The organism is Gracilimonas halophila, from assembly GCF_042684365.1.
Taxonomy (GTDB): domain Bacteria; phylum Bacteroidota; class Rhodothermia; order Balneolales; family Balneolaceae; genus Gracilimonas; species Gracilimonas halophila.
In genome coordinates, this window is record NZ_JBHULI010000002.1 from 19,963 (window position 1) to 34,324 (window position 14,362).

14 protein-coding genes are annotated in these 14,362 nt (G+C 41.9%); 8 read left to right on the forward strand and 6 right to left on the reverse strand.

From position 1 onward, the window contains the following. Positions 1-18: 18 nt before the first annotated feature. Complete coding sequence (locus tag ACFSVN_RS01165; RefSeq protein WP_390297374.1) at positions 19-492, reverse strand: GAF domain-containing protein; 474 nt, start codon at positions 490-492, stop codon at positions 19-21. A gap of 168 nt (positions 493-660) precedes the next feature. Between ACFSVN_RS01165 and ACFSVN_RS01170 the strand changes: the two genes are divergently transcribed. From ACFSVN_RS01170 to ACFSVN_RS01180, 3 genes are all read left to right on the forward strand, one after another. Beyond that, positions 661-1,290: a MarC family NAAT transporter gene (locus ACFSVN_RS01170; protein WP_390297377.1), complete on the forward strand. Its 630-nt coding sequence runs from the start codon at positions 661-663 to the stop codon at positions 1,288-1,290. Next, complete coding sequence (locus tag ACFSVN_RS01175) at positions 1,290-1,736, forward strand: DinB family protein (protein WP_390297380.1); 447 nt, start codon at positions 1,290-1,292, stop codon at positions 1,734-1,736. Before ACFSVN_RS01170 ends, ACFSVN_RS01175 begins: the two co-directional genes overlap by 1 nt. Positions 1,737-1,828: 92 nt before the next feature. Continuing rightward, on the forward strand, positions 1,829-3,175 hold the full coding sequence (locus tag ACFSVN_RS01180) for an alanine/glycine:cation symporter family protein (protein ID WP_390297383.1): 1,347 nt from the start codon (positions 1,829-1,831) through the stop codon (positions 3,173-3,175). Positions 3,176-3,184: 9 nt separating this feature from the next. On the opposite strand, the gene ACFSVN_RS01185 is transcribed toward ACFSVN_RS01180, so the two are convergent. Together ACFSVN_RS01185 and ACFSVN_RS01190 are read right to left on the reverse strand one after the other, a co-directional pair. Then, the gene (locus tag ACFSVN_RS01185) at positions 3,185-3,946 is read right to left on the reverse strand and encodes a hypothetical protein (RefSeq protein ID WP_390297386.1); all 762 of its coding nucleotides are present in this window, start codon (positions 3,944-3,946) and stop codon (positions 3,185-3,187) included. Between the two features lie 26 nt (positions 3,947-3,972). Continuing rightward, positions 3,973-5,205 (reverse strand): hypothetical protein, encoded by a 1,233-nt coding sequence (locus ACFSVN_RS01190; protein WP_390297388.1) that lies wholly within the window; start codon positions 5,203-5,205, stop codon positions 3,973-3,975. 303 nt (positions 5,206-5,508) lie between these two features. On the opposite strand from ACFSVN_RS01190, the gene ACFSVN_RS01195 reads away from it, so the two are divergent. Next, positions 5,509-7,920, forward strand: a complete 2,412-nt coding sequence (locus tag ACFSVN_RS01195; RefSeq protein ID WP_390297391.1) for a zinc-dependent metalloprotease — start codon at positions 5,509-5,511, stop codon at positions 7,918-7,920. A 70-nt stretch (positions 7,921-7,990) separates the two neighbouring features. Beyond that, entirely contained in the window at positions 7,991-8,575 is a 585-nt protein-coding gene (aat, locus tag ACFSVN_RS01200; protein ID WP_390297393.1) for a leucyl/phenylalanyl-tRNA--protein transferase, read from the forward strand. Between the two features lie 143 nt (positions 8,576-8,718). Here aat and ACFSVN_RS01205 read toward each other — a convergent pair whose 3' ends face one another. The 3 genes from ACFSVN_RS01205 to ACFSVN_RS01215 are packed head-to-tail and all read right to left on the reverse strand — an operon-like array spanning position 8,719 to position 11,195. Then, positions 8,719-9,933: a hypothetical protein gene (locus tag ACFSVN_RS01205; RefSeq protein WP_390297395.1), complete on the reverse strand. Its 1,215-nt coding sequence runs from the start codon at positions 9,931-9,933 to the stop codon at positions 8,719-8,721. Positions 9,934-9,952: 19 nt separating this feature from the next. Continuing rightward, on the reverse strand, positions 9,953-10,633 hold the full coding sequence (locus ACFSVN_RS01210; RefSeq protein ID WP_390297396.1) for an anti-sigma factor family protein: 681 nt from the start codon (positions 10,631-10,633) through the stop codon (positions 9,953-9,955). Continuing rightward, a complete protein-coding gene (locus ACFSVN_RS01215) occupies positions 10,626-11,195 on the reverse strand; it encodes an RNA polymerase sigma factor (RefSeq protein ID WP_390297398.1) in 570 nt (189 codons plus the stop codon). The genes ACFSVN_RS01210 and ACFSVN_RS01215 overlap by 8 nt, the downstream gene beginning before the upstream one ends. Before the next feature lie 145 nt (positions 11,196-11,340). Here ACFSVN_RS01215 and ACFSVN_RS01220 point away from each other — a divergent pair, with 145 nt between their 5' ends. From ACFSVN_RS01220 to rpsP, 3 genes are all read left to right on the forward strand, one after another. Then, a complete protein-coding gene (locus tag ACFSVN_RS01220; RefSeq protein WP_390297400.1) occupies positions 11,341-11,727 on the forward strand; it encodes a hypothetical protein in 387 nt (128 codons plus the stop codon). 285 nt (positions 11,728-12,012) lie between these two features. Continuing rightward, the gene (ffh, locus tag ACFSVN_RS01225) at positions 12,013-13,353 is read left to right on the forward strand and encodes a signal recognition particle protein (protein WP_390297402.1); all 1,341 of its coding nucleotides are present in this window, start codon (positions 12,013-12,015) and stop codon (positions 13,351-13,353) included. A gap of 37 nt (positions 13,354-13,390) precedes the next feature. Then, entirely contained in the window at positions 13,391-14,359 is a 969-nt protein-coding gene (rpsP, locus tag ACFSVN_RS01230) for a 30S ribosomal protein S16 (protein ID WP_390297404.1), read from the forward strand. Positions 14,360-14,362 lie beyond the last annotated feature (3 nt).

Consider the following 14,362-nt stretch of genomic DNA (forward strand, 5'->3'; position numbering starts at 1 on the left):
TTTATTCGAAGTTAAAAATTAAAATTCATCCGTAAGCATTTCGCAGATCTCTTCAAGCAATGCTTCCTGCTCTTTCGAAATAGAATTCTTAGTGTTAGAATCTATGTCTAACTGCCCCACAAACTTTTCTCCTTTCATGATAGGTACCACGATTTCTGATTTAACATCTACACTGCAAGCCAGATAGTTATCTTCACTTTCCACATCCTGGGCAACAAAAGTTTCGTGACTCAAAGCAACCTGACCACAAATTCCACTTCCGTATGGTATCCGTTTATGATTTGTAGGTGGGCCAACAAACGGACCAAGTACCAACTCCTCTTTACCTTCCTGGTCAGGTAAATAAAACCCTACCCAGCTAAATGTCGATATTTCGTCTGCAAGAAGTTCACAGATAGCAAACAGCTTTTCATCACGGGTCACATCCCGATCCAGAATTTCTTCTGTTGCTTCAATTAATTGATCGTAAGAAGTCAGTTGGGCGGTGCTCATATCGAAATAATTTTAAGATGAAAATCGAAAATAAAATATTATCTGTAAACTAAAAGTTAAGCTTTGTTCAGACTAAAAAACACTGTTAAAATTTGATCAAAAGGTCAGTATCTTATCACTACTATGGAAGAATTCTTTAACGAAATAATACCCTTTTCAACTGTCTTTATGAGCGCTCTTGCTTTGTTTGCCGCCAGCTTTTCTTCGTTATTTTCAGTAGTGAATCCATTTGCAGCCATGCCGGTTTATATTTCCCTTATGGAAGGGCATACCGATTCTGAGAAGTCAAGGACTGCCCGCAAGGCCAGCACCTATATGTTTTTTGTACTGATCACATTTTTACTCATCGGTACATTTATTTTGAGCTTCTTTGGAATCAGCCTGCCCGGAATTCAAATTGCAGGTGGCTTGGTCATTGTCCGCAGTGGTTTTTCTATGTTAAGTCCACAAAATGGTGGTAGAAAGCTGACAAAAAAGGATCAGGAAGCTGCCATGGAAAAAGAAGATGTTTCTTTTAGTCCGCTTGCAATGCCCTTGCTTTCAGGCCCCGGAAGTATTGCCGTAGTAATTGGATTTGGCTCTGAAGCTCAGGGTGTAACAGATTACATTGTGCATGGAGCTGCCGTTCTTGCAACAGCATTTCTAGCTTACCTGATACTCAGAGTGGCGCCTAAATTGGTAAAATACATTGGGTCTTCAGGAATGACTGTTATTACCCGTATGATGGGTTTCATTGTACTGGCCATCGGTGTTCAGTTTATCATAAATGGCATCTCTAAGTTTTATGGCATTGGATAATGGATTTAAAGAAACTATTGGATTATGATTCCTGGGCTAATTCCAGTGTTTTTAGATCATTAAACCAACTTCCTGAATCTGAGGAGCGTTCTGAGATCCTAAGACTGTTTGCCCATTTATTAACTGCACAATTGATTTGGGTAAACCGAATCAAAAAAGAGCCTCTTCCATCAGATATCTGGCCTTCCTTGTCGATACAGGAAATTGAAAAGCTTTTGCACCATAATCCATATAAGCTTAACGGGCTGATCTCAAAAAAAGATGAGATCATTAACTACAAAAATTCAAAAGGTGAAGCCTTTACAAACTTTGTAGAGGAGATCTTGGTTCATCTTACTATTCATGGACAGCATCACCGGGCTCAAATTGCTTCACTTTTAAGGCAAGCAGGACAAACACCACCCGCAACCGATTTTATCTTTTTTCTGCGAACATTAGACAATTAACCGTCCGATAGTTAGTTTCTACGCTTAAGATTCACAAAACGGACAAAACTCTGGCACTCCTCGAAGAATTTTTAGCAGCTTTTTCATCCTTTATGTGGGGATATCCACTGGTCATTCTATTGGTAGGAGGAGGGCTATGGTTTTTGATCTCCTCAGGATTTACCCCGTTCAAGTTTTTCTTTCATGCCATCGATCTGGTACGCGGGAAATATGACAACCCCGACGATCCCGGTGATATCAATCACTTTGAGGCGCTTTCAACGGCACTTGCTTCTACAGTGGGAATGGGTAACATAAGCGGTGTAGCCGTAGCCATTTTTATGGGCGGTCCCGGTGCCTTGTTCTGGATGTGGATGAGTGCAATTGTAGGAATGGCAACAAAATTCTTTACCTGTACACTATCCATTATGTACCGCGGTGAAGACAGCGAAGGCAAGATCCAGGGAGGGCCGATGTACGTTATCCGCGAAGGCCTCAATAAAAAATGGATGCCCTTGGCATATCTTTTTGCAATGGCAGGTTTGTTCGGCCCTTTACCGATCTTTCAAACTAATCAGCTGGTTCAAATTCTAAGAGATTTTATCTATATCCCAAATGGTTGGGTTGAGGCCGATGCTGCTTTTTCAGGAAATCTGATTACTGGAATTGCATTGGTCGGTTTGGTTTCACTTGTGATCTTTGGAGGAATTACCAAGATCGGGAAAGTAGCTTCCAAACTGGTTCCTTCAATGGTGGTTATCTATTTCGTTTCTGTTGTTTTCATTCTTGCTGTTCATATAGCTGATGTACCATATTACTTAGGACTGATCGTAACAGATGCTTTCACCGGGAAAGCGGTTATGGGTGGAGCCGTTGGGCAGTTGATCATTATTGGAATTCAACGGGCCGCATTTTCGAATGAGGCAGGAATTGGAACCGAGTCATTGGCCCATGGTGCATCCAAAACTAAAGAACCCATCCGAGAAGGATTGGTAGCTATGATGGAACCTGCTATCGACACACTTATCGTATGTACTATGACCGCCCTTGCTATTTTAGTTACCGGTGTGTGGCAAACCACCGAAGCGAATGGTGTCACTTTGACCCTCAACGCTTTCAATGAAGCTTTACCTACTTTCGGAACCTACTTGTTGATGATCTCTGTATTCACCTTTAGTGTGAGTTCCATGTTATCCTATTCGTACTACGGTTCCAAGTGCCTGGGCTTTCTGATAGGTGCTGATAAACAACACCTCTATAATTATTTTTATGTGTTCTCCATCATTTTTGGTGCCGTTGCTTCTTTGGATGCTGTGATCAATCTCATCGACGGAATGTTTGCACTGATGGCAGTGCCAACCATGATATCGGCCCTTCTCCTTTCACCCAAAGTGAGAGCCGCATCCAAGGATTATTTCAAAAGATTAAGGGCCGGAGAGTTTACGGAATATAAAAAGTAGCATAAGCCCTTAGTCTACCCTGCGGGCCCTTACTCCAAAATCTACATTGTCTTCGATCCACGAGATAAAACGATCTTGTTCCTCAATAGGTTGGTCGGGAATAAAGATCGTAGAGTCATTCCATGAAGTCATCACATTGGCATCTTGTGTCCATACTTTTACTCGCCTTCGCGGCACTTTCGTTTGCCAGTTTCTACCGGTAGTTGCATCCGTGTATAACAAACGTATGGTGATATTTCGGGATAATTTTTCGAGGGGTGAAAAATCAAGACTTCGAAAATCAGTCTCACCGTTTACTGTTACATCCGGAATACCATCACTTAACATAACTACTGAAACCGGCCGCAGTAGCAGGTTTTTATTCCTGATGGTAAGCGCGATCTGTTCAAAGAAAGCATTGAAGTCAGTAAACCGATTTTGTGTTTCCTTGGGAAATATCTCACGCAGCTTTTCTTCAATTTCTGCCGGACTCCTGTTCTCAAAAGTTTGGATAGGATAAAATGTTTTTGGTTCGTTATCATTTGATCCTCCGATCGAACTGACAAATAAAACGTTCGGCTTTTCCAGCTCTTCTATACCGTTTAAATGGGCATAGATATATTGAGAAAGAAATTCGATCGAATTGTCAAAATGACCACTGTTCTGGTATGACCCACTGATATCCACACCGACAAACATAGAGAGACGGGGATTCGGCTCATCAGAAGTGGTGCAATTTCCAAGAACAAGAATGGTGATCAATATTATTAATAATCGTTTTGGCTTCATCATAGTAATGTCTTCTTTACTTTTAATCTTTATTCAGAAGCCAATTCGGGCTCTTCTGCTTTTATTGAATCGGAAACATTGAAACCGCCGGTATTTTTAAGGCTCTCCATATTTTTCAACGGTAACTCAAACATATGCTTACCGGCCACCAACAAAGTGCAGAAGTTTATAGCTGAAGCTACCAGTTGCAGCGGTGGTAACATAAAAGCCTCAATGAGTTCATCTCCTTTTTCCTGCACCCAGTCAATATCATTCTTAATACTCTCCATGTATTCATCGGTATCAAATATTTTGGCAGACAGTTTTTTAGACGCTGATGTGCCGGCTTTTTGCTTAGCACCTTCCAATCCTTTACCCTGGATAATAGACATGATCGTTGGGGTGCCGTAAGAAGCAAAAAGAAACCATGACAAACTTCTGATCCCAAACCATACAAAAGTTGAAATGGCTAAAATACCTATGATACCTATCTGAAAGTCTTCTGCATACATAGCAAACCAGGGAATTAATGCGTCAACAAACTCTCTGTACAAGAAGAGAACCTCTACCATAAGCACAATGATCTCAATGGCTGTAATACCAATGATCTGTGAAATATCTTTTTCTTTAATAGCATCCACAAAAGTTGAAAGCACAGCATAACTTCCCAAAACGATGAAAAAGAGAAAGGTAAATAGTGCTACTCTCATTAGGCTCACATTGATCGACTCACCGGTAATATTTGATAGGGTATCCAATACCAAGGGGGTAGTTACATAAGTGAAAATGGTTGCCTCTATCAAAACCCAAAATATTGTTAGGAACACAGCAATGAGCGGAACCGAGGAACTTGTTACCTTTTTCCCTGCTGAACCCAATAGCCGAAATGGCATAAGTAAAATTGTTTGCAGAACAGCCATCACCCCCAGAACCAGCATTTTTATCAATCCCAACGCATATACTATAAGATAGAAAGCGAAATTTGCCAGCCCGGCCCAAAAATATGTGATCGATTTACCCAGATCCCACCAGGTTGAAAAAACTGACAGGACATATTCTTTGCGATTATGCCTGAATATTACAGACAGAACGGTAGGAACAGTGACCCAGGCACCAAGTATGAAGGCTAAGACGGGCAGCAACAGGAATACTCGTTTCAGAGACATAGCCCACAAAGGATCGGCTGCAGCCCAAGCAAATGCCAAAAACTCTTCCTGAAAAAAAGTCGGGAACAGCAATATTGAAAAAGCTATCTGGGCTAAAGTATTTGTATCGTTATTCATAGATATTGGGTTTAGTTTTTAGCAAAAACTTTTTACCCCCAAACATCCAGCGTATCAGTACCATTAAGAAGTCCTGACCGGCTCTTTTGTTACATAATCTAATCTTTGTAAACCTCTTCTGAGCTTGTCATTAACTTAGTTACTACTTGAAATTCATTTTGTTCCGATACTCTGTCGACAATGCTATATTCACGTTTATTATCCTTTTACCTGATTTATCGAAAAGATTGATTTTAAGATTTTCCTTATCTCATCAACTTTTGCATATTCAGTCAATAATTCATAATTCAATATTCTATGATCATGAAGCGAACGATACTTTTTTTACTACTGGCTTTTATCTCCTTTCAGGCCACGGCTCAACTCCCCACAATTACTGAAAAAACCGAAGGGCTGACTAAAGCCGAAGGTTTTTTCGATTATTATTATGATGATGCCAAAGACCAGCTCTGGCTGGAGATCGACAAGCTGGATACGGAATTTATTTACGTGAATTCTCTTGCTGCCGGAATTGGTTCCAATGATATTGGTTTGGACCGTGGGCAACTCGGCGATACCAGAATAGTGTATTTCGAAAGACGTGGGCCAAAAGTAATGATGGTTCAGCCCAACTATAGTTTTCGGGCAGAAACTGATAATGAGCTGGAAAAGAAATCAGTACGGGAGGCTTTCGCTTCTTCCATCTTAGCCGGATTTGAAATTGCAGCTGAAAAAGATGACAAAGTACTCATCAACCTTACCGATTTTCTTCTGCGTGATGCTCATGGTGTGACATCTACCCTGCAAAGAAGTAATCAAGGATCTTTTAGCTTAGATAAAAACCGCTCTGCTTTATATAAGGAAGCTATTATGAACTTCCCTAAAAATACCGAGTTTGAAGCTACACTGACTTTTGCAGGCAATAATCCCGGTGGTTATGTTCGGTCGGTCACTCCAACTCCGGAAGCTATTACCGTTCGCCAACACCATTCTTTCGTTGAGCTTCCCGATGATGGATATCAAAAAAGAGAATACGATCCCCGTGCCGGATATTTTGGTATTACCTATCAGGATTATGGTACACCAATTGATGAGCCTTTGGTAAAGCGATTCATCTCCCGTCACCGATTGGAGAAGAAAAACCCCGAAGCCGCAGTAAGCGAACCGGTAGAGCCGATCATATACTACCTGGATAATGGAACCCCGGAACCGGTTAGAAGCGCCCTTTTAGATGGTGGGCGATGGTGGAATCAGGCTTTTGAAGCTGCTGGCTACAAAAATGCATTTATTGTGAAGGTACTTCCAGAAGATGCTCACCCGCTGGATGTTCGCTACAATGTAATTCAGTGGATCCATCGGTCAACAAGAGGCTGGTCGTACGGTTCCTCTGTTCGCGATCCTCGTACCGGTGAGATCATCAAAGGACATGTATCGCTCGGTTCACTTCGAGTCCGTCAGGACTTCCTTATTGCAGAAGGGCTGCTTGCTCCCTATGTCAATGGATCCGAAGAAAATACTATGATGCAGGAAATGGCTTTGGCTCGTATCAGACAGCTTTCAGCTCATGAAATTGGTCATACCATTGGTATAGCCCACAACTTTGCAGCCAGTGTAACCAACGATGCTTCTGTGATGGATTACCCCCACCCTCAACCTAAAATTGTGAACGGCGAGATCGACCTTTCCGATCCATATGATGTGGGAATCGGAGAGTGGGATAAAATGGCAGTGGCGTATGGTTATCAGGATTTTCCGAAAGGAACCGATGAAGAAGCTGCTTTGAATGAGATATTGAATGAAGCTTATGATTCCGGATTGAAGTATATCTCCGATCAGGATGCCCGTCCGCAAAGTGGTGCTCACCCTGATGCACATTTATGGGAATTTGGGGATGATCCCGTTGCTCAACTTCCCAAAATTATGGAGATTAGAAAAACAGCACTCCAGAATTTTGGAGAAGCAAATCTGAAACCCGGTCGGCCATTAGCTGAACTCCAAGATGTATTGGTTCCCATTTATCTATTCCATCGCTATCAGGTTGAAGGAACTGTGAAGTTGATCGGCGGGCTCGATTACACCTACAAGGTAAAGGGCGATAACCAAGCCTATCCTGAGATTGTGGATCGTGACACACAAGAAAAAGCTTTGAATGAGATGCTCGCAACCATTTCACCGGAAGCACTGGCTCTGCCGGAAGATCTACTGGAGATCATTCCTCCACGCCCTGCCGGACTTGGCTATTCCCGTGAACTATTTAACGGAAACACAGGGCCTGCTTTAGATGCCTTAGGTATAGCGGAGACAGCTGCCGACCTCCCCGTTAGCTTGATACTGAACCCTGACCGTGCCAATCGTTTAGTGGAATATTCGGCTCGCGAAGGAAATCTTAGTTTGGAAAATGTTATCGACCGGCTCATCAGTGTCTCATGGAATCGAAATATAAATAATGGATATTATGGCACCATTCAGCGGGTAGTAAATCATGTAGTGTTAAAGAATATGATCGAGTTGACTGCCTCAAACAGCGCAAACCCTGTTACTAAAGCCATTATGCATAAAAAGCTCAAGGACCTTCAGTCTAAGCTTTCTCGCAACAACGATGCAGATAGCCAGTATGGTGCTCATCTGATTGCCCATTACTTTACTAACCCGGAAGAGTTTGACGTTCCGGATGCTCCGGCAACTCCTCCCGGATCTCCGATAGGAAGTGGTGGCATGTATTATTGTGAATTTTAAATAAAAAACATAGCACTTTGCACACAGCACATCTTTTTGTGCGTGTGCTTCGTGCGAAGTTTTTTTAACTATGCGCATTCTTCCGCCAGAAAATCTCCTCGAAGCTTATGCTCAGGGAATCTTCCCAATGGCAGAAAGTAAGAATGCTAAAGAAGTGGATTGGTACACCGCCCGAAAACGGGGGATTATCCCAATCGGAAAATTTCATACTTCGGATAACCTTGCCCGAATTATCCGACAAAAAAGATTCGAAGTAAAAGTAAATCATAACTTCCGGGAAGTAGTGAAGCAGTGCGCTAATCGTGATTCCACCTGGATCAACGATCTCATCATTAATTCCTACGATGTGTTAAACCAACATGGAAATGCCTGCAGTGTGGAATGCTATAGAGGTGAGAAATTAGTAGGCGGATTATATGGTGTAAAATTAAAGGCCGCCTTTTTCGGGGAGAGTATGTTCAAAAAAGAAAAGTGGGCGGATAAAGTAGCCCTCTGCTACTGCCATGAGATCCTCCAGGGGAATGAATTCCAGCTTTGGGATACTCAGTTCTACACCCACCACCTTGCTCAATTCGGCTGTATTGAGATCGACGCTATTGAATACGAGCAAATGCTGGATAAGGCACTGAAGAAAGATTGTGAATTTAAATTTTAGTGTTACTGTGCGAAGGTGTTACGGTGTTATGGTTGTTACCTTGAGCACACCATCGCACTGAAATACATAAAAAAAGCCACCCCGGAATATAAATCTTAGACTTACCTCCGAAGCAGCTTTTGGGATAGGATACTAATTACACTCTAATATTCAGTAATAGTTACAGCATTCATGGCAGCTTCCCGGGATATTTGTCCACGGTCGAGTTGTTCGAGTATAGATTTTTTGAGTTGGAAATTGACTTGTGCCGGGACAATGTCCTGATGATCTGAAATGTTTGTCGTAACGATCAGGAACTGATCACTTTCCAGCGAGTTTAATGTTCTGCCATAATCAACTAAGTATTGCTTCATTTGATCTTTTAAAGTCTCGTATTCAGTTTTAAGTGTGGCTTCACGCTTTTCTCTGGCTTCCTGAATTTTTTTGGCTGATTCTTCCGCCTCTTCAGAATCAGCTCTTCCAAAACTTCTTATTGCTCCGAAAGTAAAGGCCTCAAGCCCGTGCCCGCGATGCATGTCGAGCGTATAATGCACACCAAATCCATCTATACTTACATAAGACAAAGAATTAGTATTAATCAGATGAAAAGAATCTCCGTCACCTTCCTCAAAAGCCGTCTTCAAAATATTACCCATTACTTCAAGATCTAATCGCTGTTTTTCTTCTTTATCTTGTTTAGATATTATTAAACGATCAGCAAAATTATCTGATGACAAACTCCCATTTTTAAGCGCCAGCAAATCTTCTGTTTTAGCTGAGACAGTAATAACGGGGACCTGTTCAACTTCCTCTTCAGCCTTTGACTCTCCGGATATATTAAAAACTCTCAGATGAGGAAGGTTTTCATTTCTCTTTCCATATACAATGGTTATATGCTCTCCATTTTTGAGCTGGCCAATGGTTGGGGCATAATCTTTTAGGAAGTCCTTGATCCTATTGATGACCGTTTCTTCAGAAACCTGATTATCGCCTGAATTTTCATTCGCGTCGTAATAGAAAGTAATATTTGGTTTCTCTTCATTTTTAACCACAGAAATAGAAGAGATGTTACTTGAAATAAGGTAGGGAACTTTGAATATGATGCCATATCCGGGAATATAATTTCCTGACACCTGATTAGAACTTCTATTAAATGAGCTGAATGCCAAATTCCCTGACATACTTCTTACTTGTAATGCGCTGTTAGAACCGGAAGCTGTGTTAGTTTTAGCCTCGATCTTGAACAGCTCATTCAAAATACTTTCCATGATCTTGATATCACGGTTCATTCGGTTGCTATCAAAATTCTGGGCAAAAGAAAGGGAAGACAGTAAAAGTGTCATCAACCCGATCAGTATTGTGTTTTTTAATGTTTTCATAGTGTATTCCTGTATAAGTTTAATTTCTGGTGCTTACCGTTTGTATGAGTTCGCCTAAAACCTGATCGGTCTGCCTGAATCGGTCGTAATACGTTTCTTCCATATTATAAATGCCAGAGCTAATCATTTGTAAATCTGATTGCCGCTGTTGCTCAATGTAATCTGCAAAGTTAACCAGTGTTTTTTCAATGCGATTTTCTTGCTGTTGCTGTGCTTGCTGAATCGCATCAGAAATCATGACGGCATTATCTTCTCTGACTTGCTGGAGAAGCATTTCTACCTGCTGTGGAGTAAATCCCTGCTGGATAATTTCCTGTTTTTCTCCGAAGGTCAGGTTAAAACCACCATTATCCACAGATATATTCATTTTGGTAAAAGCTCCCACCACCACAAATAGGATCAGAACCGAGGCCATAGCAAAACCTGCACGAGCAAATCCATTAGTAGGTATCCAGCTTTCGATCAGCTCATTCCACCAATCCTGAAAGCCGGATTTATTAGGTTCTACCATCACTAGTTGTTCGGCAGGATCTTGCACCGGAAGATGTTGAAGCATACTTCTAACATCTCCGAGTTCGTCCAGTTCTTTCTGCAACTCCGGATCTTGGGATAAAAATATTTCTAATTCTTTTCGTTGATCTTGCTCCAGTTCACCATATAGATAGTCCATGAAGAGCGATCGGGCGGTTTCTTTATTCATAATCAAACACCTCTTTGTTGATATTCCAGGAGTCGAACGTCTTTTTGAGGGCGCTCAACCCGTAATACAATCTTGACTTTACTGTGTTTTCGGGTTCATCTAAAATTTCGGCTATTTCCCTAAAGGTCAGGCCTTCGTATTCTTTCATGATCACCACCACGCGTTGGTCTACCGGCAATTGAAGTAGTGCTTTGTGAAGCAGCACCAACCCTTCATTTCTTAATACAGAGCCATCAGCAGGGGTAGCATTTTCTGTTTGCGGAGCAACTTTGAGCGCTTCATAGGAAGTCGCTCGTTTTCGCCCCGCTCGTTTCAATTCATCCATGCACAAATTATTGGCAATGGTATAGATCCATGAACCGAATTTGTTTACATCCTCCAGCGTATCCAGTTTTTGGTACGCTTTGATGAAGGTTTTCTGGGTGATCTCGGCAGCGTCATCACTGCTTGCAAAAAACCGGTACGCAAAGTGATGGATTCGATTCTGCCATCGTGTTACCAGCTTGTTAAAAGCCCGGTGATTTCCACCACGAAAATCTTGTACCAGTTGTGCGTCTTCCATGTTGTCGTTTCGAGATCCCGAGTTCATTCTGAGAGTAAGACGAGGAAAGGTCAATAATAGTTTTAAAAGAAATGAAAGGTGAGAGTTGAAAGTTGATAAAGTGATGGTGGTTTGGTAATCTATTTTGTACTGATTAATTTTTGATATGCCATTACTATACAAAAGAAATCATCATTTAGAACGGCTTGACAAAATTCTGAATTACGGGATTGATGATGCTGTTCCTGCCCCTTTTTATTTTGTCCCTGACAGTGTCGGCTCCATAGGCATCCTTGTTGCTATAGTTTCTACACCTGTTATTTTGTGGTCTCTTTTTAGATTAAAGAGATATGGCTGGCTCCTTTCCTTTTTTCTATTCATTATGCTGCCATACATTGCCACCTATTATTTTATCCCGAATTCCTCCTGGAATTTTGTATTTGTGATCATTCCACTGGCATTCCTCTCCGTCTATTATTTTATCCTTCGTTTGACCATCCCAAACTGGAAAGAGCCGATTTTTATAAATAAACCGGGCTCTGATTTTGAATAAAAAAAATTTCTAGCACGTAAACTCTACGAAGGCCTCGCATCATACTTATTATTAAGTTCAAAGATTGATCGTGCCGACGCAAAGCGTCACGCACGAGGAAAAATCCGGAGAGTTGATCAAGAATATTAATTAGACTGTGCCCACTTCATCACCCCTCACTTCCATCACTCTTTCAACTCTCAACTTTCAATAAAAAATAATTATCCACAAAGCTGTTGATAAGCCTGAAAAGATGCCGTATTTTTACAGGCTCTGTAATTGGCGGAGAAAAACTGATTTAATTCCATGTTTGAAGATTTATCCTCAAAATTAGACAAAGCGTTTCAATCCCTTAAGGGGGAAGCTCGCATCACGGATGTGAATATAGCGGAGACTGTCCGTGAAATTCGCCGTGCATTGCTGGATGCTGACGTTAATTATGAGGTTGCCCGCCAATTCACAGAAGATATTAAAGAGCAAGTGCTAGGCTCCGACGTACTCACCAGTGTTAACCCCGGCCAACAGTTCACAAAAATTGTGCACGATAAGCTGGTTGAAACATTCGGTGGCGAACGGGTCGATATCACACAAGCTCACACCCCTCCTACAGTAATTCTTATAGCCGGACTTCAGGGTTCGGGTAAAACTACCTTCGTTGGTAAATTAGCCCGACACTTAAAGCAGGAGCATAAAAGGAATCCTCTTCTTGCTGCCGCCGATGTTTATCGCCCTGCCGCTGTTGACCAGCTTAAGACACTCGCATCTCAAATTGATGTTCCGGTGTATTCCATCGAACAGAAAGATGCCGTTCGCGTTGCCAAAGAAGCTGTTTCCATGGCTAAAAGTTTGGCACTCGACACGGTTATTATTGATACTGCGGGTCGTTTACATGTAGATGAGGATATGATGAATGAGGTTGCGGAAATTAAGAAGGCCGTAAATCCTCATGAGATCCTGTTTGTAGTCGATTCCATGACCGGACAGGATGCTGTAAATACAGCCAAAGAATTCAACGATCGTATCGATTTCGACGGTGTGGTTTTAACCAAACTGGATGGTGACACCCGCGGTGGTGCTTCCCTTTCCATTAAAACCGTTGTAAATAAACCCATCAAATTTGTGAGTACCGGCGAGAAGCTGGATGCTCTGTCTCCTTTTTATCCCGACCGAATGGCCCAGCGTATTTTGGGCATGGGAGATGTGGTTTCGTTTGTTGAAAAAGCTCAAAAGGAATTTGACGAGAAAGAAGCTGAAAAACTTCAAAAGAAAATTAAGTCGGATAGTTTCGACCTAAACGACTTTCTCGAACAAATTCAGAAGATCAAGAAAATGGGAGACTTTTCTGATCTTGTTTCTATGATACCCGGCGCCAGCAAAGCATTGGATAATAACGAGATCGATGATGATGCATTCAAACCGATTGAAGCTATAATCTTATCAATGACGCCGGAGGAGCGTCAGAATCCCGAGCTATTGAATGGAAGCCGAAGACGGCGAATAGCACAAGGTTCTGGCACCAAAGTTCATGAGATCAATCAACTCATGAAGCAGTTCGATCAAATGAAAAAAATGATGAAGACCATGTCGAAAATGGGTAAAGCCGGACGTGCTCTTCAAGGACTGAAAAATCTGCCTATCGGCCGATAAGAACTTATAATTTAAACACACATATTGGAGAACATCATTGTTAAGAATCAGATTACAACGTAAAGGACGTAAGAAACGCCCGATCTGGCATATCGTAGTAGCCGAAAGACATGAAGCCCGCGATGGCCGAATCGTAGAGCGTGTTGGTCGTTATGACAACGTAACCGAAAAGAAAGAAGTGGTCTTAAATGAAGACCGTATTCTGTATTGGTTAGATACCGGTGCACAGCCTACCGATACCGTAAGAAAAATTCTGCGTAGAGAAGGAATTCTCTACAAACGCCACCTCGTGAACTGGGGAAAGAGCGAAGAAGAAATTGAAAAGGCTCTTGCTGAATGGAGAGAATACAGAGACTCCAAAGATGAAGACTCAGCCAGCCGTAAAGAAGACTATAAAGCCGTTCTTGCTGCTGAAGAGAAGGAATATAAAGAACAACTTCAGAAAAAAGCCAAGCAGGCTGCTGCTGAAGTAGAAGCTGAAAAAGCCGCTGCTGAAGCCGAAAAAGAGGACGATGCTCCTAAGTCAGACGCAGATAAGATAGAAGAAGCATTAGAAAATGCTGATGCTGAAAATGCCGAAGAATCTGTAGAAGAAACTGCAGCAGCTGAAGAAGCTGCCGTTGAAGACATTCAGGAAGAGTCTGCTGAGAAGCCTGTCGCTGAAGCCGAAGCTGCTGAAGAAGTAGTGGAAGAAGAAGACTTAGCTGCTCCTGAAGAGCCTACAGCAAAAGAAGCAGCAGAAGCTGTTGAAGAAAATGTTGCTGAAGCGGACGAAGAGCCTGAAGTTGAAGAGGCGAAAGAAGAAACCAAAGATGAAGCTCCTGCAGAAGAAGAGAAGGATGAAAAAGCAGAAGAATCTTCAGATCAGGTTTCAACTGATATGACTGCAAAAGAAGCTATTGATCACATCAATAACACAGACCTTGCAGATCTAAAAGGATTTGTACCAGACGATGAAGACCGTGTTACGGTTCAGCGTGCCTGGGATAGCAAACAAGAAGGATAATTT